This is a genomic window from Geodermatophilus sp. SYSU D00815 (assembly GCF_054050035.1).
Genome location: NZ_JBJGYO010000036.1, coordinates 1 through 25,644, shown reverse-complemented (window position 1 = coordinate 25,644; position 25,644 = coordinate 1). Strand labels below are relative to the sequence as shown.

Here is a 25,644-nt window from a genome sequence, read left to right as displayed (position 1 = left end):
ATAAAGAGTGCACGTGACAGTCGTTGACAGCTGAGAAACGTCCTGATCAGAGCCTTGCTGGCTCCCCCGATTGGACTCGAACCAATAACCCTGCGAGAACGCGCCGGGGACGTTGGAGGGCGTTGGTACATGACGGAACTTGCAGTTGAGCTGCGCGTTTGGCGTTAACGTGCGTTGACTGAATAGTGCAGATTACGGTTGATTAATCGTCGTAAAATCGTCGCGCTGGCGGCGCACGGTGCTCTCTGCGCGACAGTCGAGATCCTGGCCCCGACGTCCCCCACGGGCGTCGTCGCGTGTCTTGACTATTCAAAACGTGGCTCCGCCACGGACGGCTCCTCCCAGGAGGTGGGCTCAACACTGTTGAGGCCCATGCAGGAGGCCACACTGCCAGAGCGGCTTGAGGTGGTTCCGGGGCGTTCGCCGAGGTGCATCTCCGCAAGTCAGATGTGCATTCGGTCACCGACGAACCCCGTGGAGCGCGCTTGAACGACGCAGTCTGGCCACCACGGCTGCACCATTCTGCGACCCTGAGAGGTGGTCACTCGGTGAAGTCGATGCTGCGGCTGCCGTCCTCCCAGGCGTCGAGAGCCGCCCGCAGTGCGTCGATCAACGCGGCCGCTGCCCGCGCCGGGTATCCGGGCTGCATGCCGTGACCGGCGCGGTGCTCCCTGCGGCGCTTGCCAGCGGTCTCGACGTAGTCGGCGATCGGCGTCTCCGGCTGGACGAGCGACCGGCCGGCGAGGTCGGTTGGGAAGCCACCAACCTCGACCGTCATGGCGGTGATGCCGAAAGGGGTGACCTCCCTGCGCAGTGACAGAGTTAGCCCCTCGATCGCCGCCTTGACCACGGAGTATGTAGCTCGACCCTTCGGATGTGCGAGGCGTACCTGGCCAACCCGGCGGGATGCACCCCCCACCTCCCGGCGGAGGGCCGAGCAGGCGCCTCACTCGCCGAGCACTTCGATGCCTCCCCGCGCTTCGCGACAGACGTCGCCTTGGCGGGCATGGAAAGGTCTGCACGTGAGGCACCAGCGGGCGACACCATCGACCCGTAGAGGAGTACAAGGCTCAAGAGGTCCAGGCCCCTATTGAGCCAAATAGTTGAGCTGGGGCGGGGAAAGCTGGCGCCGTCCGCCGACTATTTCTTCTCTACAGTGAACCACTCCGGCTGAGGAGCGAGGAGGAGATGGCCATGTTTCTCGAGTCCTTCATCCGAGATGCCGGGAGTCCTCGATGACTACCGCGGTCGCCGAGCACTGGGCCAGCGGGGATGTCTACGGTCGGATCGTCACCGCGCTCCACGCGGCGGGGAAGTCACTCGACGCGCTGACCATCGAGGACCTCGCCCCGGTCGACCACTTTCACGCTCGCGGGTTACCGGCCACGATCGAGCTTGGCGACTCCCTTCCAGCGAGGGCCGGGGACCACTTGCTCGACGTCGGTTGCGGGCTCGGGGGGCCGGCTCGCTACTTCGCCCGGCGCTTCGGTTGCCGGGTCAGCGGCATCGACGTGACTGGGCCGTTCATCGACGCCGGCCGGCGGCTGACGGAGTTGCTCGGGATGGGGGCAGTGGTCGACCTGCGACAGGGGGACGGTCAGGCCCTGCCATACGGCGACGGAACGTTTGACGGCGGCTACGCCCAGCACGTCACGATGAACGTGCCGGACCGGCCCTCCTTCTTCGGTGAGGCCTGGCGGGTGATCCGACCTGGTGGATTCTTCGCGATCACGGAACACGGCCGAGGAAACGCGGGTCCGACATACCACCCGGTGCCCTGGTCGGAGGACGGCCGGGGGGAGTTCCTCGTGACGCCCGAGGAGACCGTAGAACTCCTCGGCGCAGCGGGTTTCGTCGACATCGACGTCACCGACACCGGCCAGGACGACCTGCAGAGATACCGGGCGACCCTGGCACTGGCGGAGCGTGGCGAACTGCCGGCCCTCGGCCTGCATGTGCTCATGGGGCCTGGGGCTGCTGAGAAGTGGCGCAACTCGGCCCGCAACATCGAGGAGGGCCGCACGCATCCGGTGAGGGTGATCTGCCGTAAGCCAGGATGAGGTCTGCGTCTGGGGTTGCTCGCCGGCCTGAACATCGAGTACCTGCGCGGCGACCCAACCGATCAACCGAGCGGGTCTCCGGGCCGACGGGCGGCGCTGATCGCGCACTGAAGGGCTGAGGACCAGATGGTCCTACCCCGAGGATCTCACCGCGGGTCGGCTGCTTGCTGCCGGACGAGGAGCACGAAAGGCCAACCTGGCCCGCCAGATGTTTGCGCGTTCGAGCTCGATGTCCGCGTGAGGCAGGAGGCACCTTTCGCATCAAGAAGCGTGCGGGCTGTCTCCGACTCGGTCGTTGACGGGTCGACCACACGGTCCTCGTCGCCGGGGCCGGCGGTGTTGGGCGCCCTGCTCAGATGGGTGGAGCTGAGGGGACTCGAACCCCTGCCTCCCACACTGCCAGGCCGTCATGATCGCGTCCGCGGCGGTTCACCACAGCTCCATAAGCCGTGTGACCAGCGGATAAATACGGCCGCGCCCGACTACGAATGACCGCGAACGCGGCGAATTGCAACCACAACTGCAACCACCGAGATCCGGCCGCCTCCATCCGTCGCCACAGCACCGAGAGCGCTGTCCCGCTCCCGCCCCTTCCGATGGAGCTGAGCGATGTCGACTCCCCCGGACGCGCAGCGACGGAGATCAAGCGGCCTGGTGGCGAGCAGCCCTGCCCACGAACGACCCGCGCTTCATGCAGGGTGGTCGAGCTTCGACCAGCCGTCGGTGGACCATCGCCAGCCACGGTGACCGGAGGTCCACCAAACATCAGTGACCTCGTCCAGCAGCCGGGGTGGCCGGCTCGGTAGTTCGTACTCGTCGTCGCGGCCGAATAGGCGCCAGCTGCTGAACGCACCTGTCATCTCGACCCAAACGAAGGCATGGCGCCGAGGCAGTCCGCTGCTCGCAAGCTTCCCGCGAACGTCGGCAACGTCCGAGCTGTGGAGATACTCCTCCAGCTCCAAGACTCCCGGCTCGGTGCCCAGTGCCGTGCTGAACCCGAAGGCGTTGGCCACGCCCACGCGTACCGGGTCGCGGCCTCGAGATCCAGGACTTCCCCAAGACCACGGCCGGTCGGCGGACGATCGCGCTGCCGGCCTTCGTCGTCGACCTGCTCGAGCGCCGGCGGGCACAGTCACCTACGGCTCAGGGCACGGCGGTGGTCTTCCCGAGTCCGACCGGTCGGCTCCGGGATCCGCACAACACGAGTAGCCACCTACGCCGGGTCCTCGATCGCGCCGGCTTCGATTCGGTGAGCTCGCACGTGTTCCGCAAGACTGTGGCGACCCGACTGGACGAGGCGGGGCTGTCAGCCCGCCAGATCGCCGACCACCTCGGACACAACCGGCCGAGCCTGACCCAGGACGTCTACATGGGTCGCGGCCTGGCGAGCCCGGAGGCGGCGACGGCCCTGCAGCGCTCACGCTGATCAGCGACGTCGAAACGATCCGCGAGGCTGGGAGCCGGACCGGCGGGGACGAATGTTCGTCGTTTGTTCGTCGCAACGGCGGGTGCGGAGGGCGCCTCAAGCCGCTGACGTGGGGTTGTGCTCCCCCGATTGGACTCGAACCAATAACCCTGCGATTAACAGTCGCATGCTCTGCCAATTGAGCTACGGGGGATCGGCGGGCGCGGCCCGCGCGACACGTCGAGAGTACCCGACGCGCTCGGGCGGCCCGGTACCGGCTCGCGGAGGGGTGGGTGGCCCGCCTCATGGGTAGCGTGATCACGACGTTCCCAGCCTCAGGAGGTCCCCGTGGCCAAGCTGTCCTTCCTCGCCGGTTTCGGCGCCGGCTACGTGCTCGGAGCCCGCGCCGGGCGCGAGCGCTACGAGCAGATCCGCCGGGCCTGGGAGCACGCCAAGGACGACCCCAAGCTGCAGAGCGTCGCCGGCATGGCGCAGGCCCGCGCCGACGCCGTCGTCCAGGGGGTCAAGGAGAAGATGGGCAGCGACGCCCCCCACTGACGCCGGGCGGGTCGCCGGGGCAGGTGCGGGCGCCTCGCGCTCGGCCTGCACCTGCACCTGGACGGCGGTCCGGTGGCTGACCGGGTCCCAGACCTCCTCCAGCGGCGCGAGCACCGAGCCTCGGATGCCGCGCCGCCGCGCCCGCCGGCCGAGCAGGAGGAGGCCGGCCGGGACACCGACCAGCACGGCCACGCCGCCGGCGGCCACGGCCAGCTCGACCACGGCTAGTCCGGCGACTCGGCGGCGACGGCGTCGGCGAGCTTCTGGCGAGCGACCTCGCGCGCGGCGGGGTCGTTGCGGTCGGCGTCGTCGTCGAAGACGACGGTCCACTCGCGGGCGGCCTGACCGGGCAGCCGACGCGCGACCAGGACCACCCCTCCCCCACCCGGCAACGGCGAGCGCCGGCTGGCGACGACGGTCTGGTCCACCCGGCGCCGGAGCACGGCCGGCAGGTCCCCGGCGTCGACCAGCGCGTGCCGCTCGGCGGGCAGCCGCGCCTGGACGCCCGGCTCGACCTCGGTCAGGGGCGTGACGACGAAGGTGCCGCCGTCCCCCTGCTTCTTCCAGGTGGCCGTGCCCACCTCGTGCCACGGCAGCACGCCGACGTCGCCGGCCCGGTCGAGCCCCAGGTCGGCCGGCACCCGGCGCAGCCCGCGGGAGGTGGCGACCAGCCAGCCGGCGTCGCGGGCGAGCACCCCCCAGGCCAGCACCCGCTCGTCGGGGTCGGGCGAGGCCCCGACGACGGCCCGCACGAGTTCCGGCGGCCGGGTGAACCGGCGCCGCAGCGAGTCGAGCAGGGTCACGGCGTCAGCCCGCCCATCGCCCGCTCGCGCAGCGACCGCGCCTGCTGCTCGAGGGCCAGCAGCTTCATGAACGCCTTGTTGTAGGCGTCGGCCTCCTCCACCGGGTTCATCCGCTGCAGCCGGCCCTTGAGCGCGGCCACCTGGCGCACCGTCGCCATCTCCTGCAGCCGCGCCAGGATCGCGTTGACGTAGAGGGTGTCGGACTCGCCGCCCACCGAGCGCAGCGGCTCGACCGCCAGCGCCGTCAGCTGCGCCCGCGCCGTCTCGCGGTCGCAGTACCGCGCCACCTCGTCCAGCCACTCCGGCCCGGTCACCCGGGCGGCGGCCGCTCCCCCGGCGGCGGCGACGGCCGAGGCCACCGCGGCGTAGTCGGGGTCGGTGTAGGCCTCGGGGCCGATCGCGTCGAACGACGGGCCGGCGATCTCGGGCACCTGCAGCGCCGCCTTGACCGCCTCCCGCTCGACGCCGACGGCGACCTCGTCGGGGCTGCGCCGCGGCACACGCCCGCGCCCGCCCCGGGACGGCGGCGGCACGTCACCCCCGCTTGCCCGGCGGACCCGCTCGAGCACCTCGGCCTCGTCGGTGTTGCCGATCAGCCCGGCCAGCCGGCGCGCGTACGCCGGGCGCAGCGCGTGGTCCTTGATCTGCCCGATCAGCGGCGCGGTGCGCTCGAGCGCGGCGACCCGCCCCTCGACGGTGTCGAGGTCGTAGTCCTGCAGCGTCGTCCTGAGGACGAACTCGATGAGCGGGGTGCGCCGCGCGACCAGGTCGCGGACGGCGGCGTCGCCGTGCGCCTGCCGCAGCTCGCACGGGTCGCGGCCGTCGGGCTCGACGGCGACGAAGGTCTGCGCGACGAAGCGCTGGTCCTCCTTGAACGTCTTCATCGCCGCCGCCTGGCCGGCCGCGTCGCCGTCGAAGGTGTAGACGACCTCGCCGCGGAACTCGTCCTGGTCCATGAGCAGCCGGCGCAGGACGGCGATGTGCTCCGGGCCGAACGCGGTGCCGCAGCTGGCCACCGCGGTGGTGACGCCGGCCAGGTGGCAGGCCATCACGTCGGTGTAGCCCTCGACCACGACCGCCTGGTGCCGGCGGGCGATGTCGCGCTTGGCGCGGTCGATGCCGTAGAGCACCGAGCTCTTCTTGTACAGCGGCGTCTCGGGGGTGTTCAGGTACTTCGGGCCCGGGTCGTCGTCCATGAGCTTGCGTGCCCCGAAGCCGATGACGTCGCCGGTGATGTCGCGGATCGGCCAGGTCAGCCGCCGGTGGAACCGGTCGATCAGCGAGCCGCGGCTGGACTCCTTGGCCAACCCGGCGGTGACCAGCTCCTGCTGGGTGAAGCCCTTGCCGCGCAGGTGCCGGGTGAGGGCGTCCCAGCCGCCGGGCGCGAAGCCGCAGCCGTAGTCGACGGCGACCTGCCGGTCGAAGCCGCGGTCGGCGAGGAACTGCCGGGCCGGGGCGGCCTCGGGCGTGCGCAGCTGCTCGGCGTAGAACTGCGCGGCCGCCGTGTTGGCCGCCACCAGCCGCGCCCGCTGACCGGCCTGCGCCCGGTCGGGACCGCCGGTGGGCCGCCCGCCGTCGTCCTCGTAGTGCAGCTGCACCCCGGCCTTGGCCGCCAGGTGCTCCACCGCCTCGGAGAACGACAGGTGGTCGACCTTCTGGATGAAGGCGATGACGTCGCCGCCTTCCCCGCAGCCGAAGCAGTTCCCCGTGAGGATGTCGTCCTCGAGGGTGAACGCGTGGGTGCCGGGCACCTCGGCGCAGTAGACCTCCTCGACCCGGTCGCTCCATTCGACGGACTGGACGGCCCAGCGCTTGCGCTCGTACTTCTTTCGGTTGGCGAGGGTCCGCTCCCGGTGCTGCTCGAGCAGGAAGAAGGACTCCGGCAGCCCGGCAGTCATGAAGCGGACGTTGAAGATGTCGCTGGGAACACCGTCGATGCCCACGCGGGTCTGCTTCGCGACGCCATAGGTGCCGACGCCGATGCGGGTGCACAGCCGTCGGACGTACTCCAGATCCTCCTCGCGGGAGGAGTTGAGGACGGCGTCGCCGTCCTCGGAAACACAACCGTCGGCGGCGAAGTAGCCGGCGAGCCACCCCAGCAGGTAAGCGGGATCCTCATCGAGCGGGGGCCGCTCGTCCTTGAAGTAGGCCGGGAGGCCGTAGTACTTCGTGACCCCGTCGCCTTCCCGGCTCCGACACCCGGTGAAGAAGTGCGACAGCTGAGCGTCCTTCGCCCCGAAGAGATTGGCGATCGATCCCTGACCGCCGCGGGTGCCGTCGCCGTAGACGATGCCGCGAGCGATACCGAAGGGAGACGGCCGGAACTGCGGGTGGAGGACCCGGCTCACCGGGAAGGAGGGCGAGAGCCGATCACCGGGACGGAGGTCCTTCGTGAGGACCTCGCGACGGTTCTGACGCAGCGCCCCTGAGGGCACGAACCAGCGGTGCTCGTCGGTCGCGTAGAGCTCCTTGGTCCGGCCGTTGCGCGACAGCGTCAGCTTCATCAGCCGCTGGACGCCGTACGACCTGAACGGCGCCTCCACCCACCCGCCGTTGCCGTCGAGCACCCGGACGGTCCTGCCCGCGAGCTCTCGGATCGCGACGACGCCGTCCTCGGTGAGGACACCCGTCTCCCCCGCGAGGCAGTGGTACAGCCCGCGCGAGGGCGTGACGTGGAAGGACGGCGACTTCTCGTCGTGGAAGGGGCACAGGCCCTTGAGGCTGCCGCCGCCGGCGCGCTTGAGCTGCAGGTGCTCGCCGACCACCTCGTCGATCCGGCTGCGCTCGCGCACCAGCGCGATGTCGGCGGCCCGGATGCGTCCCCGCCCGGCCATCAGCTGCTGCCCCCGACCACGGCGGCGCTGGTCGCGGCGGTGATCGTCGCGGTGTTGCGCCGGCTGATCACCAGCTCCACCCACATGAGGAAGACCTGGTGCTCCAGCGGCAGCTCCTCGGCGTCCAGCGTGGGCCGCGGCGACCAGCCGCCGGTCGACCCGCTCTCGGCGATCTGCCGATCACCGGTCAGGTAGCGGTGGCTGCCCTTCCAGAACGAGGCCACCTGCATCTCCACCGGCGTCCCGGCCAGGTCGAGGGCCCAGGTGCCCTTCCACACCGAGGTCTGCCGGGCCGTCAGCCGCGCCGTCCCCTCCGGGTCGGTCCCCCGCCGCGCCGTCAGCGAGCCCTTGGTCTTGGCGTAGACCCACTGCTGGTCGCCGATGACCGCCGTGGCGGCCTCCTTCCAGTTCGACGCGCGCAGCGACGCCACCACGGCGCCCTCGCGCAGCACGGGCACCGTGCCCTTCTCTACCCCGGCCGTGCCGGCCCTGCCCAGTTCGAGCACCGTCGTCACCCGATCCCCGGGGCGCCGGCCACGCTCTCGCCGGTCGCGCGGTAGAGGAGGTAGGCCGCCGTCTCGCGCAGGATGTAGCGGAACTGCGTGGCGCGGGTCTGCACCGCCGGACCCTGCCGGGTGGGCGAGCTCTCCGCCTCGATGCCGGAGTCCTCGGCCATGCGCTCGGCGCGCATCGCGTGCCACGGGTCGGTGACCAGCACCGCCGTCGTCCAGCCGCGCTCCTCGAACGCGGCCCCCACCACCCGCATGCTCTCCAGCGTGTCGACGCCCTCCGGCACGGCGAGCAGCGCGTCGCCCGACACCCCGGCGCTCGCCAGGTAGTCGCGGCCGGCCTCGGCCTCGGTGAACTGGTCGCCGGCCGCCTTGCCGCCGACGGTCACGATCACCGGCGCGACCCCCTGCTCGTAGAGCTTCAGGGCGTGCTCCAGCCGCGCCTCGAAGATCGACGACGGCACGCCGTTGTACTGCGCCGACCCCAGGACGACGATCGCGTCGGAGGCCGGCCGGGCGTCCTGCCGCGCCGTCCACCAGATGCCCAGCGCCGTGGAGACGACGAGCAGGAAGACCGCGAGCACGGCGGCCGCGACCACCCTGCCCACCCAGCTGCCCAGCCGCACCCCCACGCGTCATGGGTACCACGCAGGGCCGACGCGGTGAGGCCCCTGGGGACGGTGAGCCGCCCGGACCCGGCCGTGATCACCGCGGCGTCAGCTGCCCGCGCTCTCCGCGCCGAGCGCCGCCCGACCGGCCTCCAGCCGCGCCACCGGCACGCGGAACGGCGAGCAGGAGACGTAGTCCAGCCCCACCTCGTGGAAGAAGTGCACGGAGTCGGGGTCGCCGCCGTGCTCGCCGCAGATGCCGAGCTTGAGGTCCGGCCGTGCGCTCCGGCCGCCCTCCACGCCGATGCGCACCAGCCGGCCGACGCCGTCGCGGTCGAGCGACTCGAACGGCGAGATGCCGAAGATGCCCTTGTCCAGGTAGGCGTGGAAGAACGCCGCCTCGACGTCGTCGCGGGAGAAGCCCCAGGTCATCTGGGTCAGGTCGTTGGTGCCGAAGGAGAAGAACTCGGCCGACTGGGCGATCTCCCCCGCCGTCAGCGCCGCCCGCGGCACCTCGATCATCGTCCCGATCGGCACCTGCAGGTCCACGCCGTGCTCGGCGCAGATGTCGGCGATCACCTTCTCCGACTCCTCGCGGATCGCCTCCAGCTCCTGCACCGCCCCGACCAGCGGGATCATCACCTCCGGCCGCGGGTCGCCGCCGGCCTTCTTCCGCTCGCAGGCCGCCTCGACGATGGCCCGCACCTGCATCGCGAACAGGCCGGGCACGACCAGCCCCAGCCGCACCCCGCGCAGGCCCAGCATCGGGTTGGACTCGTGCAGCCGGCGGACGGCGGCCAGCAGGCGCAGCTGCCCCTCGTCGTGGTGCCCCTCGGCCTCGGCGACGGCCACCCGCACCGACAGGTCGGTGAGGTCGGGCAGGAACTCGTGCAGCGGCGGGTCGAGCAGCCGCACCGTCACCGGCAGGCCGTCCATCGCCTCGAAGATCTCGGTGAAGTCCTGCTTCTGCATCGGCTCCAGCGCGTCGAGCGCGGCCTGCCGCTCCTGGTCGCCCTCGGCCAGGATCAGCTTCTCCACCAGCTGCCGCCGGTCGCCGAGGAACATGTGCTCGGTCCGGCACAGCCCGATGCCGCGGGCGCCGAAGCGCCGGGCGCGCGCGGAGTCCTCCGGGGTGTCGGCGTTGGTGCGCACGCCCAGCCGCCGCACCTCGTCGGCGTGGGTGAGGATCCGGTGGACGGCGCGGACGAGGTCGTCGGCGTCCTCGGCGTCGGGGTCGAGCTCGCCCTCGAAGTAGCGGACGACGGACGACGGCTCGACCGGCACCTCGCCCAGCCAGACGCGGCCGGTGGAGCCGTCGATCGAGATGACGTCGCCCTCCTCCACCACGGTGCCGTCGGGCGCGGTGAACTTCCCGGCCTTGGTGTCGACCTGCAGCTCCTCGGCGCCGCAGACGCAGGTCTTGCCCATGCCGCGGGCGACGACCGCCGCGTGCGAGGTCTTGCCGCCGCGGCTGGTGAGCACGCCCTGGGCGGCGATCATCCCGGAGAGGTCGTCGGGGTTGGTCTCCCGGCGGACCAGGACGACCTTCTCCCCTTTCTGCGCCTCCTCCACGGCCCGCTCCGAGGAGAACACGGCCTTGCCCACCGCCGCGCCGGGCGAGGCGTTCATGCCCTGGGTGAGCTGGCGGGCGTCGCCGCCGGAGACGAACCGCGGGAACATCAGCTGCGCCAGCTGCTCGCCGGTGACCCGCCGCACGGCCTCGTCCATGTCGATGAGGCCCTCGTCGACCAGCTGCGTGGCGATCCGGAACGCCGCGGCCGCGGTGCGCTTGCCCACGCGGGTCTGCAGCATCCACAGCTTGTTCCGCTCGACGGTGAACTCGATGTCGCACAGGTCGCGGTAGTGGCCCTCGAGCCGCGCCATGATCGCCATCAGCTCGTCGTAGGCGCCCTTGTCCAGCTGCTCGAGCTCGGTCAGCGGCACGGTGTTGCGGATGCCGGCGACGACGTCCTCCCCCTGGGCGTTCTGCAGGTAGTCGCCGTAGACCCCCTGCTCGCCGCTGCCCGGGTCGCGGGTGAACGCCACGCCGGTGCCGGAGTCCATCCCGAGGTTGCCGAAGACCATCGCCACGACGTTGACCGCGGTGCCGGCGTCGCCGGGGATGCGCTCGCGGCGGCGGTAGAGGATGGCGCGCGGCGAGTTCCAGCTGTCGAAGACGGCGTTGATCGCCAGGTCCATCTGCTCGCGCGGGTCCTGCGGGAAGTCGCGGCCGGTGTGCTCGCGGACGATCGCCTTGAACCGGCCGACGACGTCGCGCAGGTGCTCGGTGTCGAGATCCAGGTCGAGCTCGGTGCCCTGCTCGCGCTTGACCTCGTCGAGGGCGTCGTCGAACAGCTCGCCCTCGATGCCCAGGACGGTCTTGCCGAACATCTGGATCAGCCGCCGGTAGGAGTCCCAGGCGAAGCGCTCGCTGCCCGACTGCGCGGCCAGGCCCTGCACCGACTCGTCGTTGAGGCCGACGTTGAGGACGGTCTCCATCATCCCGGGCATCGACGCCGCGGCGCCGGAGCGGACCGAGACCAGCAGCGGGTCCGACGGGTCCCCGAGCGTCTTGCCCATCGCCTTCTCGAGGGCGGTCAGGTGCTCGGTGACCTGGTCGACGAGCCCGGCCGGCGGCTCACCGTGCTCGAGGTAGTGGCGGCAGGCGTCGGTGGTGATCGTGAACCCGGGCGGGACGGGCAGCCCGAGGTTGGTCATCTCGGCGAGGTTCGCGCCCTTGCCGCCGAGCAGGTCCTTCTGGTCCTTGTTGCCCTCGCTGAAGTCGTAGACCCACTTCACGATGCGCACCTCCGCACTCGGTCGGCTCCCGCGGTCCATCGTGGTGCACGAGCGCGGGAAACCGTAGACGTCTTGGACGTCCTGTCGAGGATGTCGGGGTGATCGTGGCCGACGACGTGCCGGGACCGCGAGCCCGGGTGACGCGGATCACCCGGGCGGGGCGGGTCAGGCGACCAGGACGAACCCGATGACGGCGAAGAGGAGGACGGCGAGGCAGACGGCCGCGCCGACGATCGCCGACGTCTGGTTCTTCGGCGACGGCGGCGGCGAGACGTAGTTGGGGAAGCCGGTGGCGTACTCAGCCGGCTGCGGCGGCGCGGCGTACTGGGGCTGGGCCGCCAGGAACTGGCCGGGGAAGCCCACCTGCGTCGGCGCGGCCGGCGGCGGGGTGGCCGGGGACGGCGGCGCGAGACCGGGGCCCTGCGGGGCGGCGGCGGGCGGGTACGGCGGCTGGGACAACTGACTTCCTCTCGAGCAGGCCCGGGAACGGTTCCGGACCGGCCGCGAGTGTGGCAGGCCGACCCGCCGCGAGGAAGGCACTCGGCCCCGACCCACCGATCGGGTCGCGGGCTTCAGCCGGCCGACGTCCCGCAGACCTTGGCGCCGCCCTCGTTGACGACGGTGAGGAAGGTGGTGGCGGCGGTGGCGCCGCCCTCGGTCCACGCCACCTCGACCCGCTGCGCCGGCTCGCCGGCGACCTCGTCGTCGCTGGCCTCCACGACCTCGCCGGTGCCGGGGAGGAGGTACTCGTCCGCCAGCGCCTCCGGCGCCACCCGGGCCCGCTCGCCGGCGCACAGCAGCCCGTAGGCGGTCTCGACGTCGTCCTGCTGGAGGGCGGCGACGAAGACTCCGGCCACCTCCCGGGCCTGCTCGGACGCCGAGCCCTTGACCAGCGGCAGCGCCAGCGCGGCGGCGACCGCGACGAGCACGGTGGCGGCGAGGATGCCGACCAGCAGGCCGCGCCGGTTGCGGGCGGTGCCGGTGTGCAGGGGCTCCGGGCCCTCGTCGTACAGGTACGGGCCGGTGCTCACCCGCCGCTCACCTCCAGTTCCGCGCCCGCCGGGGGGCGAGGGTCGTCGCGGTCGGCCAGCCAGCCCTCCGGCAGCGCCACCGGCCGCGGTGGGCTGGTGCGCCCGCGGGGGGCGCCGAGGACCTCGACCGGGTAGGGCTGCTCGGGGATGCGGTCGAGCAGGCCGGCGAGCTCGTCGAGCCCGCTGACCACGGCCAGCGCCCGGCGGACGTCGGAGCCGACCGAGAACCCCTTGAGGTACCAGGCCACGTGCTTGCGGAAGTCGGTGCAGCCGTGCCGCTCGCCCTGCTCCGCCGACAGCAGCTCGGCGTGCCGCAGCATGACCGCCGCGACCTCGCGCAGGGTGGGCAGCCGGCGCGACGGCGACCCGGCGAACGCGGCGGCGAGGTCGCCGAACAGCCACGGCCGGCCCAGGCAGCCCCGGCCGATGACGACGCCGGCGCACCCGGTCTCGGCGACCATGCGCAGCGCGTCGCCGGCCTCCCAGACGTCGCCGTTGCCGAGCACCGGGATGCGCACCGTCTCGACCAGCCGGGCGATGTGCGACCAGTCCGCCGTCCCGCTGTAGAGCTGGTCGGCGGTGCGGCCGTGCAGGGTGATCGCGGCCGCCCCGGCGTCCTCGGCGATCCGGCCGGCCTCGAGGTAGGTGTGGTGGTCGGCGTCGATGCCGACGCGGGTCTTCACCGTGACCGGTACGTCGCCGGCGGCGGCGACCGCGGCGCGGACGATGTTCTCGAACAGCCGGCGGCGCCACGGCAGCGCCGAGCCACCGCCCTTGCGGGTGACCTTGGGCACCGGGCAGCCGAAGTTGAGGTCGATGTGCGCCGGGCGGGTGCCGGCGACGGCCTCGTCGACGAGCATCTCGACCGCCCGGCCGACGGTGGCCGGGTCGACGCCGTAGAGCTGCACCGAGAAGGCGTCCTTCTCGTCGGGCGTGGCCCGGACCATCTGCAGCGTCTTCTCGTTGCGCTCGACCAGCGCCCGCGTGGTGATCATCTCGCAGACGTAGAGGCCGGCGCCGAACTCGCGGCACAGCGTGCGGAACGCCGGGTTGGTGATGCCGGCCATCGGCGCGAGGACGACGGCGGGGTCGACGGTGAGCCCGCCCAGCCGCAGCGGCGCGATCGCCGTCGTCGGCTCGAGCGTCGTCGTCACACCACCCAGGGTAGGTGGCGGGGCTTCCGGTACCGAAAGGCCCGGAGGTGCCCGGGCCTTCGGGACCGAGAGCCCGGGCTCAGCCCTCCCAGGCGGACCACAGGGCGGCGTAGCGGCCGCCGGCGGCCACCAGCTCGTCGTGGGTGCCGGCCTCCACCACCCGGCCGTCGTCCATCACGAGCACGCGGTCGGCCGAGCGGGCCTGGGTGAGCCGGTGCGCCACGGTCAGCGCCGAGCGGCCCCGCACCGCGGCGGCCGCGGCCTGCTCCAGGTCGCGCGCGCCGGCCGAGCCGGCCTCGGCGGTGGCCTCGTCGAGCACCACGACCGCGGGGTCGGCGAGCACCACCCGCGCGAGCGCCAGGTGCTGCGCCTGCGCCGGCGTCAGCGCCTCGCCGTGCTCGCCGACGACCGTGTCGAGGCCGTCGGCCAGCGCCCGCACCCACGGCAGCGCGCCCGTGGCCGCCAGCGCGGCGCCCAGCTCGTCGTCGGTGGCCCCCGGGCGGGCCAGCGTGAGGTTGTCGCGCACCGTGCCGGCGAAGACGTGCACCTCCTGGGTGACGACGGCGATGCGGCGCCGCAGCCGCTCCCGGCCCAGCGCGCCCAGCGGCACGCCGCCGAAGGTGACCGTGCCGGCGGTCGGCGCCAGCAGTCCGGCGGCGAGCCGGCCGAGGGTCGTCTTGCCCGCGCCGGTGGCCCCGACGACGGCGACGCGCTCCCCCGCCGCCAGCCGCAGGGTCACGTCCCGCACCACCGGACGTCCCGGCACGTACGCGTAGGAGACGCCGGACAGCACCAGGTCGCGGCCGACCGGCTCGGCCCCGCTCGCCGGGGGTGGCTCCGGCAGCAGCGCGACCCCGGCCAGGCGGGCGAGCGAGGCGCCGGCCGACTGCACCTCGTCGAGCACCAGCAGCAGCGCGCCGACGGGGTTGAACAACCGGTGGAAGTACAGCGCGGCCGCGGTGACCGCGCCGACGGTGACCTCGTCGGCCCGGACCAGCCAGAACCCGGCCAGCAGGACGGCGGCCAGGCCGACGAACTCGGTGCGGTTGTTGCGGCCGAAGAACCGGGTCAGCAGCCGGAAGACGTCGATCGTCAGGGTCAGAGCCCCGCGCGAGGCGGCCTCGATGCGGCCCCGGTGGTCGGCCTCCAGGCGCAGCGCGCGCAGCGTGCCCGCCCCCTGCAGGCCGGTGACCAGGGCCTGGGCGCGCTCCCCGTTGGCGGCGCGCTCGCGCAGGTACATCGGCCCCGAGCGTCCGAGGTACCACCGGCTGGCCGCGGCGTACAGCGGCGCGGCGACCAGCCCGGCCAGGCCGAGCCGCCAGTCCAGCGCGAACAGCCCGGCCGCGGTGAGGACGACGGCCAGCAGCGAGTCGACCAGCAGCGGGACGGCGTCGACGAGCGAGCGGGCCACCGAGCGGACGTCGTCGCCGACGCGCGAGAGCAGGTCGCCGGCCCCGCCCCGCTCGATCTCACCGGCGTCGAGGTGCACCGCCCGGTCGAGCACCCGCTCGCGCAGCTCGGCCAGCACGGGCTCCCCGGCCCGGGCGAGCAGGGCTATCGAGGCGGCCGTGCCGGCCCCGCCCACCACGGCGGCGACGGCGATGGCGACCGCCGACGTGGTCACCGGGCCCGCGTCGCCGGCCGCCACCGCGTCGACGATGCGGCCGAGCATCCACGGCCCCACCAGCCCGGCCAGCCCGACGGCGGTGAACGCGGCCAGCGCGAGGCCCAGCACCCCGCGGCGCGTGCGGGCCAGCTGCCAGGTCAGGCGGGCGGTCGCGCGGCGGCCGGCGACCGGGAGCAGCGGCCGGGTCGCGGCGGTCACCGGGCCACCAGCGCCCGGTACGCCGGGTCGTGCAGCAGGTCGGCGTGCCGGCCCTCGCGCAGCTGCCCGCCCGCGACGAACAGCACGCGGGTGGCCTGCGCGAGCAGGGCGGGGCTGCCCGTGAGCAGCACGGTGGTGCGCCGGCCGTGGTCGCCGTGCCGGAAGGCGTGCAGCCCCCGGGCGATCCGCTGCTCGGTCACCGCGTCGACGGCGCTGGTCGGCTCGGCCATGACCAGCACCGGCGCGCCGGTGGCCAGCGCCCGCGCCAGCGCGATCCGCTGCCGCTGGCCGCCCGACCAGCCGGCGCCGTCCACCGCCACGGGCTGCTCCAGGCCGGCGGCGTCGAGCGCGACGACGTCGGTGGCCGCCGAGGCCTCCAGCACCTGCGTCAGCTCGCCGTCGTCGAGCCGGCCCCGCGGGTCGACGGCCGCGCGGAGGGTGCCCTCGAACAGGTCGATGCGGCCGTCGGTGACCAGCAGCCGCTCGCGCGCGGCGGCCGTGGACAGCTCGAGCAGCGGCACCCCGCCCAGGACGACGCCGTCCCCGGCCTCGCCCCGCAGCCGGGCCACCAGGTCGCGGGCCACCGCGGGGTCGTCGACCACCACCGCGAGCAGCTCCCCCGGCGTCGCGGTCACCACCCGGCCGGCCAGCTCCAGCGTCAGCTCCGGCGGGTCGGCCGGGTCGGTGCGGTCCCCGGCGGCCACCAGCGGCGGGCCGGCCAGGAACGCCACGATCCGCCCGGCCGAGGCCCGCGAGGTGGCCGCCTGGGCGCCCAGCTCCCCCAGCCACTGGATCGGCCCGGCCAGGAAGGCCGCCAGCCCGACGATCGCGATCAGCTCGCCGGTGCCGACGTCGCCGGCCAGCGCGGCCCGCCCGGCGAGCAGGGCCACGGCCGCGAGCAGCAGCCCGCCGAGCGCGACGGACAGGCCCGACAGCGCGCCGACCGAGCGCGCCATCGCGATGCTCGCCGTCCGCGCCCGGCGGCTCTCGGCGCGGAACCGCGCCGCGGCGGCGTCCTCGGCCCCGATGCCCTTGAGCGGCCGCAGGCCGCGCACGAGGTCGGTGGCCACCCCGGTGGCGCGGGCCACCGCCGCCTGGTGCTCGCCGCTGCGCTGCTCGATCCGCGGGGCGAGCAGCAGGGTCGCGGCGACCACCGCCGGCACCCCGGCGAGCACGACCAGCCCGACCACGACGTCGGCCCGGACCAGCACGACCGCGCCGGTGACCAGCGAGACCAGCGAGGCGACGGTGAACGCGACCTGGTGCAGCACGTTGCCGACCGACTCGGCGTCGGACGTGGCCAGCGACAGGGTCTCGCCGGGCAGCAGGTCGGTGCGCACGCCCCGCGGGTGCAGCACCCGGTCGGCGATCTCCATGCGCAGCGCGTGCATCTCCTCCTGCATCGCCCGCACGGCGGTCCGGGAGCCGAACCGGTAGGCGAGGCTCAGGACGACGAACAGCGCGGCCAGCCCGCCGAGCCAGCGCAGCAGCGCGCCGGCGTCGGCGGTCTCGACCGCCCGGTCGACGACGACGCCGATGAGCACCGGGACGAGCGCCTCGCACAGCTGCCAGAGGCTGAGCAGCAGCACCGAGAGCGCGAGCCGCCCGCGGTGCCGGCGCAGGGTGCGCAGCAGCAGCCGGCCGCCGCTGCGCGGGAGCGCCTCCGGCGGTTCCCCCGTCGTCCCCACCCGGCCAGCATCCCCGACGGCCCGCCGGCGACGGCGGCGAGGTGGGGCGACCCGGGCGGGTGCCCCTGGAGCCGCGCCAGGGCGCCGCTCCAGGGGCGGGAGGTCAGCAGACGGGCAGGCGCTGCTTGAGGTAGCCCTCCACCTGGTCGAGCCCGATGCGCTCCTGCGTCATCGTGTCGCGCTCCCGCACGGTCACCGCGTCGTCCTCGAGGGTGTCGAAGTCGACGGTGAGGCAGAACGGGGTGCCGATCTCGTCCTGGCGGCGGTAGCGGCGGCCGATCGCGCCGGCGTCGTCGAAGTCGACGTTCCAGCTCTGCCGGAGCTTCGCGGCCAGGTCGCGCGCCTTCGGCGAGAGGTCGGCGTTGCGCGACAGCGGCAGCACCGCGGCCTTGACCGGCGACAGGCGCGGGTCCAGCCGCAGCACGGTGCGGGTGTCGACGCCGCCCTTGGTGTTGGGCGCCTCGTCCTCGGTGTAGGCCTCGATCAGGAAGGCCATGAGGGAGCGGGTGAGGCCGGCCGCGGGCTCGATCACGTAGGGCACCCAGCGGCTGTTCGTGGCCTGGTCGAAGTAGGACAGGTCGACGCCGGAGTGCTCCGAGTGGGTCTTCAGGTCGAAGTCGGTGCGGTTGGCGATGCCCTCGAGCTCACCCCACTCCGAGCCCTGGAAGCCGAAGCGGTACTCGATGTCGACGGTGCGCGTCGAGTAGTGCGACAGCTTCTCCTTGGGGTGCTCGTAGTGCCGCAGGTTGTCCGGCGAGATGCCCAGGTCGGTGTACCAGCGGGTGCGCTCGTCGATCCAGTACTGGTGCCACTCGGCGTCGGTGCCCGGCTCGACGAAGAACTCCATCTCCATCTGCTCGAACTCGCGGGTGCGGAAGATGAAGTTGCCCGGCGTGATCTCGTTGCGGAACGACTTGCCGATCTGGCCGATGCCGAACGGCGGCTTCTTGCGGGCCGCGCCGCTGACGTTGGCGAAGTTGACGAAGATGCCCTGCGCGGTCTCCGGGCGCAGGTAGTGCAGCCCCGACTCGTCCTCGACCGGGCCGAGGTAGGTCTTGAGCATCATGTTGAAGTCGCGCGGCTCGGTCCACGCGCCCTTCGTGCCGCAGTTCGGGCAGGTGATGTCGGCCAGGCCGTTCTCCGGCAGCCGCCCCTTCCTCGCCTCGAACTCCTCCTCGAGGTGGTCGGCCCGGAACCGCTTGTGGCACGACTGGCACTCGGTGAGCGGGTCGGTGAAGACGCCGACGTGCCCGGAGGCCACCCACACCTGCCGGGGCAGGATCACCGAGGAGTCCAGGCCGACGATGTCGTCGCGGCCCTGGACGACGGTGCGCCACCACTGCCGCTTGATGTTCTCCTTGAGCTCGACGCCCAGCGGCCCGTAGTCCCAGGCGGAGCGGGTGCCGCCGTAGATCTCACCGGAGGGGAAGACGAACCCCCGCCGCTTGCAGAGGTTCACCACCTTGTCCAGGTGCGCGGGGTCGTGCGTCTTGGTCTTGACGGGCTGCGTGTCTGTGGGCGAGGCCACGAAGGGGCTCCATCCGGCTGGCGGTCGGCGGGGGGTTGACCCGTCCACGGTAGTCGGCGGGTCAGCGCGGCCCGTCGTCGACGTAGACGCCCGGCTCGTCGAGGGCGTGCACCCACACCGGGGCGCCGGCGATCTTGACCTCCGCCGCCCCGAGCGCCCGCCGGTAGGCGCCGACGCCCTCCCAGCGGGTGAGCAGGGCCCAGAGGCCGGCGTCCTCGGTGCAGCGGCCGATCTCGCCGCCGAGGAACCCCGGCCGGGCGGCGAGGGCGGCCAGCAGGCCGTCCACGGCCGCGGCCAGCTCGGCGGCCCCGTCGTCGGGCACCCGCAGGCGCGTCACCGCGAACAACCGTCGTCCTCTCGTGGGGTGGAGGGGTGGACCGCAGCCAGCGCGACGGCCCCCGCACCGCAGGGGTGCGGGGGCCGTCGTCAGCCGGGCGTCACTGCCAGTCGCACACCGTCAGGTTCTGGTCGACGGCGACGAGCAGCTCGTAGGTGCTGCCGTCGTCCAGGTCCAGCGCGAAGGTGACGATGTCGATGCCGTCGCCGGCCTCGACGCTGGTCGCGGCGCCGCCGGCGATGCCGCGGCCGCCGAGGGTGCCCTCGTAGAAGACGGCGGAGAGCACGTCCTCGTTGGTGATGCCGTTCTCGGCCGCCAGCTGCGCGAACACCTGCTGCAGGTCGGGGCAGAGCGAGGCGTACGCCGTGGTGAAGTCGCCGTTGAACATCAGGTTCACCCAGCCCACGGCGGCGTCGCCCGAGCCGGCGAACTGGCCGTTGTCACCGCCGCCGGTCGGCTCCTCGGTCATCTCGCCGCCCGGGTTGGTGGGCGGCGGGTTGGAGGCGCCACCGGGCAGGGACATGTCGTCGGGGTCCATCGACATGTCCGGGGTGCTCTCCGACGTCGAGGTGGACGTGGAGGTCGAGGTGGACGTCGAGCTCGCGGTGTTCGTGTTCTCGTCGTCGCCGCCGAGGAGGAAGAACAGCAGGACGCCGACGCCGGCGAGGACGACCACGACGGCGAGGATGATCCACGGCAGGGGGCTGCTCTTCTTGGGCGGCTGGCCGTACCCGCCGTAGCCGCCGGGGCCCCCGGGGCCGCCGGGCCCACCAGGGCCGGGCGGGAACCCGCCGCCGGGAGGGCCGTACTGGCCGGGGCCGGGCTGACCGTACGGGCCGGGCTGGCCAACCGGCTGGCCGTAGGGGCCGGGCTGACCGGGCTGACCGTACGGGCCGGGCTGGCCGTACTGACCGCCGTAGGGACCTGGAGGCTGGCTCATCGTGCTTCTCTCGTTCGGGTACAGGGCGGCATCCGCCCATGGCGGCGGCCAAGGTAGCGACGCGCCGTCCCCTCGCCTACCGGTTCCCGCGCGCCGATCGTCACGGGTCCGTCACGAAACGCCCCACCGGCCCCCGGAGGGTGGCGGTGCGCACCCGGTCCGACCTGCGGCGCGGCTCGCCGGGACGGGGGCGCTGGTCGCGGACCGGATCCGTCCTTAGACTCCGCCGACGACCGCACCCGGGCGCCGGCACCGAGGAGCGCCGGGTCGCGGCTACGGAGGTTTTTCGCGTGGAGCTGGAACAGTTCGGCCCCTACCGCATCGAGGCGCTGCTCGGTCGCGGCGGCATGGGAGAGGTCTACCGGGCCTTCGACACCGAGCACGACCGGGTGGTCGCGCTCAAGGTCCTCTCCGAGTCCCTCGCCGCCGACCAGGGCTACCGCGAGCGGTTCCGCCGGGAGGCGCACCTCGCGGCCCGGCTGAACGAGCCGCACATCGTGCCCATCCACCGCTACGGCGAGATCGAGGGCCGGCTGTTCCTCGACATGCGCCTGGTGCCCGGCCGCGACGTGGCCGCGGTGCTCGCGCAGGAGGGGCCGATGAGCCCCGAGCGGGCGGTGGCGGTCATCAGCCAGACCGCCCGCGCGCTGGACTCCGCGCACGCCGACGGCCTGGTCCACCGGGACGTCAAGCCGTCGAACGTGCTGCTCACCGGCGAGGGCGACGACGAGTTCGTCTACCTCGTCGACTTCGGCATCGCCCGGTCCACCACCGACCAGGCCGGTCCGGCGCTGACGCAGACCGGCGCGGCCCTGGGCTCCTTCGACTACATGGCGCCCGAGCGGTTCCTCGAGAAGCCGGCCGACAAGCGGGTCGACGTCTACGCGCTGGCGTGCGTGCTGTTCGAGTGCCTGACCGGCCGCCGCCCGTTCACCGGCGACGGCCTGGCCACGCTCATGTACGCGCACCTCAACGCCGAGCCGCCGAAGCCGTCCTCGCTGCGCCCCGACCTGCCGGAGGCGCTGGACGACGTCGTGCTCAAGGGCCTGGCCAAGGACCCCGACGAGCGCTACGGCAGCGCCGGCGAGTTCGCCGCGGCCGCCCGCAGGGCGCTGGCCGCCTCCGGGGTCACCCCCAAGCCCGAGGTGGCCTCCCCGCCGGCGCCGCCGACGTCGATCACCCCCATGCCGTTCATCCCGCCGCAGACCGTGGGTTTCTCCAACCCCGGGCCCGGCGGCTACGCGCCGGCCGCCGCCACCGGGTACGGCCCGCCGTCGAACCCGGGCGCACCGACCGGCGGCTACGGCCCGCCATCGAACCCCGGCGCACCGACCGGCGGCTACGGCCCGCCGTCCGACCCGGGCGCGCCCGCGGGTGGCTACGGCCAGCCGACCGGCGGCTTCGGCCCGCCCACCGGCGGCTACGGCCCGCCCGGGCAGCCCGGCGCGCCCTTCCCCGGCGGGCCCGGCGGCCCCGCCGGGCCCGGTGGCCCTGGCGGCCAGAGCGGTGGCGGCCAGGGCGGCGGCGGGAAGAACCGGCTGCTGCCGATCCTGCTCGGCGTCGGCGCGCTCGTCGTGGTGGGCGTCGTCGTGCTGGTCGTCGTCCTCTCCGGCGGCGGCGGCGGTGGCGGGGACAACCCGCCGACCACCTCGTCGTCGTCCACCTCGACCTCGACGTCGACCTCGACGAGCACCAGCCCGCCGGAGCCCACCGACGAGGAGGTGCTGCGGGCCAGCATCCCGCGGGGCTTCGACCCGGAGCGGTGCGCGACGCGGGCGCTGGCCGGCGACGGCGACGTCGCCGCGCTGGAGTGCGGCCCGGCGATCACCCCGTCCGGTCCGGACGTCTCGATCTTCTACCTCTACCCGGACGCGGGGACGCTCGACCGCGTGTTCCTCGCCGACATGGAGACCCGCGGCCTCCCCCAGCTGGCCCAGGGGCAGGACTGCCCGGACGTGCAGGGGTACCGGGTGTGGTCGGCCGCCGGCGGCCGGGCCGGCCAGGTGTCGTGCTGGATCAACCCGGACACCCAGGACTCGGTGCTGATCTGGACGCAGGACGACGCCAGCGCCGAGGGCATCATCTACATCGAGGGCGGCGGCCAGGAGGGCCTGGTCACCCTCTGGACCTGGTGGAACGACCCGGACAACAGCGACTTCGTGGTCTGAGCCGCACGACGGACGAGGGCCCCGCTCCGCACCGGAGCGGGGCCCTCGCCGGTCCTCAGGACCTGGTCAGCTGCGGCGCGGCCAGCGACTCCAGCCGCTGCGCCACCTCCAGGGCGGTCGCCGGGCGCTGCCCCACCGGCGCCAGGCAGGCCCGCACCAGCGCGGCCTCCTCGCCGCTGAGACCGGCGGCGACGGTGGGCTCGGTGCTCATCACCTTGCGGATCGCCAGCAGGGGCTCGCTGTCGGGCAGCTCGCCGTAGAGCCCGGTGCCGGTGAGCGCCCGGTGCAGCGTCGCGCCGAGGGACCAGACCTCGGTGGACCGCGAGGGGCGGTCGCCGCGCAGCAGCGCGGGGTCCAGGAACTCCACCGACGCCGCGCTCGCCATGCCGGTCAGGGTCACGCCCGGGGTGAGGTAGCGGGCCAGCCCGAGGTCGGAGAGCTTCGCCCCGGTCTCGGTGAGCAGGATGTTGCCCGGCTTGAGGTCCCCGTGGGTCAGGCCCGCCTCGTGCAGCGCGTGCATGGCGTGGGCGGCGTGCGCGACGGCCCGCAGCACCTCCCCGCGGGACAGCGGCCGCGCCGGCGCGGCGAGCGAGCCGAGCGGCAGGTACTCCATGGCGTAGAGGAAGCTGTCCTGCAGCACCGCGTCGTAGACCTTGACCAGGTACGGCGAGGTCACCTGGGCGAAGGCGCGCAGCTCGCGGACACCCCGCTCGTAGGCCTGCTCGCTGTGCTGGCCGGTGAACACCTTCACCGCCACGAACTCGTCGGGCAGTCCCAGCCGGGCGGGCGGGCGGGCCAGGTAGAAGCGCCCGTGGTTGCCCTCGCCGAGCATCCGGACCACCTGGTAGTCCGCGATGTGGGCGGGCACCGAGCCCCCGAGGCCGGCGGGATCCATGGACATGTCCTCCAGTTGCCTGTACGTGCTTTCCGGGGGTCCGGCCCCGGGCTGCCGCGGTGCGGCAGCGGCACAGTCTGCCTGCGTGCACCCGGCCGGGGAAGCCCGACGCGGGCGCGGCGCTCGAATCGGCACCCGCCGTGTCGCAGCGCGCACCACGGCGGCACGTGCGCCGTTAGCATCCGCGCCCGGACGACGCCTGCTGCGGCGTGCCCGCGGCCCGGTGGCGGTCGCCCGTCCTCAGAACCCCGCGCCTGGCAGCACAGGCGCGCCTGCCCGGCGGAGCACCCAGTGGAACGCGAGCTACCCGAGATCATCGCCTACGTCTTCATCGACCTGGCCGTGATCATCCTGATCGCCCGGCTCATGGGGCGGCTGGCCGTCAAGGTCGGCCAGCCGGCCGTCGTCGGGGAGATCATCGCCGGCATCCTGCTCGGCCCGACGCTGCTCGGCGCGCTGCCGGGAGACCTCGACACCCTGCTCATCCCGCCGGACATCCGGCCCTACCTCAACGTGCTGGCCCAGCTGGGGCTGGTTCTGTTCATGTTCCTGGTCGGGCTCGAGGTCGACCTGTCGTTCATCAGGGGACGCGAGAAGATCGCCGTCTCGGTCTCGCTCGCCTCGATCGTCCTGCCGTTCGGCCTCGGCTTCCTGCTGGCCGGCTACCTGCACGGCCGGCACGACGTCGTCGAGGGCGAGCAGGTCACCTTCCTGGCCTTCGCCCTCTTCCTGGGCGTGGCGATGTCGATCACCGCGTTCCCCGTGCTGGCGCGGATCCTGGCCGAGCGGAACATGCACCGGGTCCCCACCGGCGTGCTCTCGCTCGCCTGCGCCGCCGTCGACGACGTCCTGGCCTGGGCGCTGCTGGCGGTCGTGGTGGCCATCGTCTCCGCCACCTCGTTCACCGGCGTGGTCCAGATCCTCGGCTTCTCGGTGGTCTTCGCGATCGTGATGTTCACCGTCGTCAAGCGGCTGCTGAAGCTGCTGGTGACGCGCTACGAGCGGCTCGGCCGGCTGACCCCCGACATGCTGGCGCTGGTGCTGGTGGGCATCCTGGCCAGCGCCTGGGTGGCCGAGGAGATCGGCATCCACTTCATCTTCGGCGCGTTCGTCTTCGGCGTGATCATGCCGCGGCAGGGCGCGGCCAGGCTCACCCACGACATCACCGACCGGCTCGAGCAGGTCAGCGTCCTGCTGCTGCTCCCGGTCTTCTTCGTGGTCACCGGGGCCGGAGTCGACATCGGCGCGGTCGGCCTGGCCGGGGCGTGGGAGCTGGTGCTCATCCTGCTCGTCGCCATCTCCGGCAAGTTCCTCGGCGCGTTCCTCGCCGCCCGGGCGCAGCGGGTGCCGCGCCGCCAGTCCACCGCCCTCGCCGTGCTGATGAACACCCGCGGCCTGACCGAGCTGGTGATCCTCAACATCGGCGTCCAGCTCGGCGTCCTGGACGGCGAGATGTTCACCCTCATGGTGATCATGGCCGTGGTGACGACGGTGATGACGTCGCCGCTGCTGTCGGTGGTCTACCCCAAACGCGTCCTGGAGCGGGACATCGCCGCCGCCGAGCGGGAGGCGCTGGGGCTCAGCGACGCCTACACCGTGCTCGTCGTCGTCGACGACCCGAAGGAGGACGCCGCCCTCGTCCAGCTCGCCTGCGACCTCGTGGGCCGGGAGGCGCCCGGGCAGGTCGTGGTGGCCCGCGCCGTGCGCCGCAGCACCCCGAAGCCGGAGGTGTCCAGCGGCCTGGGGGCCGACCTCGCCCTGATGGCCTCGGCCGGGCTGGAGCTGCGCGACCTCGCCCGCCTGGTCGAGCAGCGGAGCCTGCGGGCGTCGGTCGCCTCCCGCTTCAGCGACGCGCCGTGGACCGACATCGCCGACATCGCCACCAGCGCCGCCGCCGACGTCGTCGTCGTCCGGGCGGGCTGGGGCACCGCCGAGGGCGCGACCGACCCGGCGCCCTGGCCGGCGTCGCTGACCGGCAGCGTGGTGGTCGTGTCCGGGGAGCTCGGGCAGCCGGGGCTGTCCCCGCAGGGCCCGGTGGCGGTGGTCCAGGACGGCGACGCCCACGGGCGGGCGGCGCTGCGGCAGGCGGCGCAGGCCGCACTGGGCCGCTCGACGCCGCTGCAGCTGCGGGGCGGGAGCGGCTGGCGGGCCGAGCGGCGCGCCGCCGCGGTGGCCGACTCGCTGCGCCGGGCCGGGCTGACCGTGGCGCCGGAGGACCCGGCCGTGCTGCCCTCCCTGCTTGTCGTGCCGGCCGGCACGGCTGCCGGCGGCACGGCGCACGACCTGACGCCGGTGCTGACCGTGCACGCCGGGGCCGCCGACAGCGACCGCGACCTGGAGGAGACGCTGGCGGAGATCGCCGCCGGTCCCGGCGCGGTCTGAGGTCGCCCGGGGGGGGGGGGGGGGGGGGGCGGGGGGCGGCCCGGCCCCGGCGCCGCATCCCCCCGGGCGGGCCGCCCCCGCCCCCCCCCCCGACCCCCCCCCCCCCGCACCCGCCACCCG

Annotated in this window: 21 protein-coding genes and 1 tRNA gene; 6 read left to right on the top strand and 16 right to left on the bottom strand. The window is 73.6% G+C overall.

Annotation, left to right across the window (positions count from 1 at the left end; translation table 11 throughout):
- Positions 1-541: 541 nt before the first annotated feature.
- Entirely contained in the window at positions 542-850 is a 309-nt protein-coding gene (locus ACI78S_RS23245; protein WP_456977348.1) for a hypothetical protein, read from the bottom strand.
- Positions 851-1,235: 385 nt separating this feature from the next.
- Between ACI78S_RS23245 and ACI78S_RS23240 the strand changes: the two genes are divergently transcribed.
- Together ACI78S_RS23240 and ACI78S_RS23235 are read left to right on the top strand one after the other, a co-directional pair.
- Positions 1,236-2,060: a class I SAM-dependent methyltransferase gene (locus ACI78S_RS23240; protein ID WP_456977347.1), complete on the top strand. Its 825-nt coding sequence runs from the start codon at positions 1,236-1,238 to the stop codon at positions 2,058-2,060.
- Between the two features lie 1,042 nt (positions 2,061-3,102).
- Entirely contained in the window at positions 3,103-3,486 is a 384-nt protein-coding gene (locus tag ACI78S_RS23235; RefSeq protein WP_456977352.1) for a tyrosine-type recombinase/integrase, read from the top strand.
- A gap of 120 nt (positions 3,487-3,606) precedes the next feature.
- Here ACI78S_RS23235 and ACI78S_RS23230 read toward each other — a convergent pair.
- Positions 3,607-3,679, bottom strand: a tRNA-Asn gene (locus ACI78S_RS23230).
- Positions 3,680-3,813: 134 nt separating this feature from the next.
- Between ACI78S_RS23230 and ACI78S_RS23225 the strand changes: the two genes are divergently transcribed.
- Together ACI78S_RS23225 and ACI78S_RS23220 are read left to right on the top strand one after the other, a co-directional pair.
- The gene (locus tag ACI78S_RS23225; RefSeq protein ID WP_456977346.1) at positions 3,814-4,023 is read left to right on the top strand and encodes a hypothetical protein; all 210 of its coding nucleotides are present in this window, start codon (positions 3,814-3,816) and stop codon (positions 4,021-4,023) included.
- A gap of 72 nt (positions 4,024-4,095) precedes the next feature.
- The gene (locus ACI78S_RS23220; RefSeq protein WP_456977345.1) at positions 4,096-4,251 is read left to right on the top strand and encodes a hypothetical protein; all 156 of its coding nucleotides are present in this window, start codon (positions 4,096-4,098) and stop codon (positions 4,249-4,251) included.
- Here the strand turns inward: ACI78S_RS23220 and ACI78S_RS23215 are convergent.
- From ACI78S_RS23215 to ACI78S_RS23155, 13 genes are all read right to left on the bottom strand, one after another.
- Positions 4,248-4,826, bottom strand: coding sequence for a hypothetical protein (locus ACI78S_RS23215; protein ID WP_456977344.1), 579 nt, complete (start codon positions 4,824-4,826; stop codon positions 4,248-4,250). The genes ACI78S_RS23220 and ACI78S_RS23215 overlap by 4 nt on opposite strands.
- Complete coding sequence (gene dnaG, locus ACI78S_RS23210) at positions 4,823-7,660, bottom strand: DNA primase (RefSeq protein ID WP_456977343.1); 2,838 nt, start codon at positions 7,658-7,660, stop codon at positions 4,823-4,825. Before dnaG ends, ACI78S_RS23215 begins: the two co-directional genes overlap by 4 nt.
- Entirely contained in the window at positions 7,660-8,175 is a 516-nt protein-coding gene (locus ACI78S_RS23205) for a hypothetical protein (protein WP_456977342.1), read from the bottom strand. Before ACI78S_RS23205 ends, dnaG begins: the two co-directional genes overlap by 1 nt.
- Entirely contained in the window at positions 8,172-8,801 is a 630-nt protein-coding gene (locus tag ACI78S_RS23200; protein WP_456977341.1) for a YdcF family protein, read from the bottom strand. The genes ACI78S_RS23205 and ACI78S_RS23200 overlap by 4 nt, the downstream gene beginning before the upstream one ends.
- Positions 8,802-8,885: 84 nt before the next feature.
- Entirely contained in the window at positions 8,886-11,576 is a 2,691-nt protein-coding gene (gene ppdK / locus ACI78S_RS23195; RefSeq protein WP_456977340.1) for a pyruvate, phosphate dikinase, read from the bottom strand.
- Between the two features lie 165 nt (positions 11,577-11,741).
- On the bottom strand, positions 11,742-12,035 hold the full coding sequence (locus ACI78S_RS23190) for a hypothetical protein (RefSeq protein ID WP_456977339.1): 294 nt from the start codon (positions 12,033-12,035) through the stop codon (positions 11,742-11,744).
- A 113-nt stretch (positions 12,036-12,148) separates the two neighbouring features.
- Complete coding sequence (locus tag ACI78S_RS23185) at positions 12,149-12,607, bottom strand: Rv0361 family membrane protein (RefSeq protein ID WP_456977338.1); 459 nt, start codon at positions 12,605-12,607, stop codon at positions 12,149-12,151.
- Positions 12,604-13,761 carry a tRNA dihydrouridine synthase DusB gene (dusB, locus tag ACI78S_RS23180; RefSeq protein ID WP_456977337.1) on the bottom strand — a complete coding sequence of 386 codons (1,158 nt, stop codon included), beginning with the start codon at positions 13,759-13,761 and terminating at the stop codon, positions 12,604-12,606. The genes ACI78S_RS23185 and dusB overlap by 4 nt, the downstream gene beginning before the upstream one ends.
- Before the next feature lie 79 nt (positions 13,762-13,840).
- Positions 13,841-15,586, bottom strand: a complete 1,746-nt coding sequence (locus ACI78S_RS23175; RefSeq protein ID WP_456977336.1) for an ABC transporter ATP-binding protein — start codon at positions 15,584-15,586, stop codon at positions 13,841-13,843.
- Positions 15,583-17,274 carry an ABC transporter transmembrane domain-containing protein gene (locus tag ACI78S_RS23170; protein ID WP_456977335.1) on the bottom strand — a complete coding sequence of 564 codons (1,692 nt, stop codon included), beginning with the start codon at positions 17,272-17,274 and terminating at the stop codon, positions 15,583-15,585. Before ACI78S_RS23170 ends, ACI78S_RS23175 begins: the two co-directional genes overlap by 4 nt.
- A 103-nt stretch (positions 17,275-17,377) precedes the next feature.
- A complete protein-coding gene (locus ACI78S_RS23165; protein WP_456977334.1) occupies positions 17,378-18,802 on the bottom strand; it encodes a glycine--tRNA ligase in 1,425 nt (474 codons plus the stop codon).
- A 61-nt stretch (positions 18,803-18,863) separates the two neighbouring features.
- Positions 18,864-19,139 carry an antibiotic biosynthesis monooxygenase family protein gene (locus ACI78S_RS23160; RefSeq protein ID WP_456977333.1) on the bottom strand — a complete coding sequence of 92 codons (276 nt, stop codon included), beginning with the start codon at positions 19,137-19,139 and terminating at the stop codon, positions 18,864-18,866.
- Positions 19,140-19,239: 100 nt separating this feature from the next.
- On the bottom strand, positions 19,240-20,079 hold the full coding sequence (locus ACI78S_RS23155) for a hypothetical protein (protein WP_456977332.1): 840 nt from the start codon (positions 20,077-20,079) through the stop codon (positions 19,240-19,242).
- A gap of 290 nt (positions 20,080-20,369) precedes the next feature.
- Here ACI78S_RS23155 and ACI78S_RS23150 point away from each other — a divergent pair, with 290 nt between their 5' ends.
- Positions 20,370-22,247: a protein kinase domain-containing protein gene (locus ACI78S_RS23150; protein WP_456977331.1), complete on the top strand. Its 1,878-nt coding sequence runs from the start codon at positions 20,370-20,372 to the stop codon at positions 22,245-22,247.
- 55 nt (positions 22,248-22,302) lie between these two features.
- On the opposite strand, the gene ACI78S_RS23145 is transcribed toward ACI78S_RS23150, so the two are convergent.
- Positions 22,303-23,142: a serine/threonine-protein kinase gene (locus ACI78S_RS23145; protein WP_456977330.1), complete on the bottom strand. Its 840-nt coding sequence runs from the start codon at positions 23,140-23,142 to the stop codon at positions 22,303-22,305.
- Between the two features lie 291 nt (positions 23,143-23,433).
- Between ACI78S_RS23145 and ACI78S_RS23140 the strand changes: the two genes are divergently transcribed.
- Positions 23,434-25,524 (top strand): cation:proton antiporter, encoded by a 2,091-nt coding sequence (locus tag ACI78S_RS23140; protein ID WP_456977329.1) that lies wholly within the window; start codon positions 23,434-23,436, stop codon positions 25,522-25,524.
- Positions 25,525-25,644: the final 120 nt, after the last annotated feature.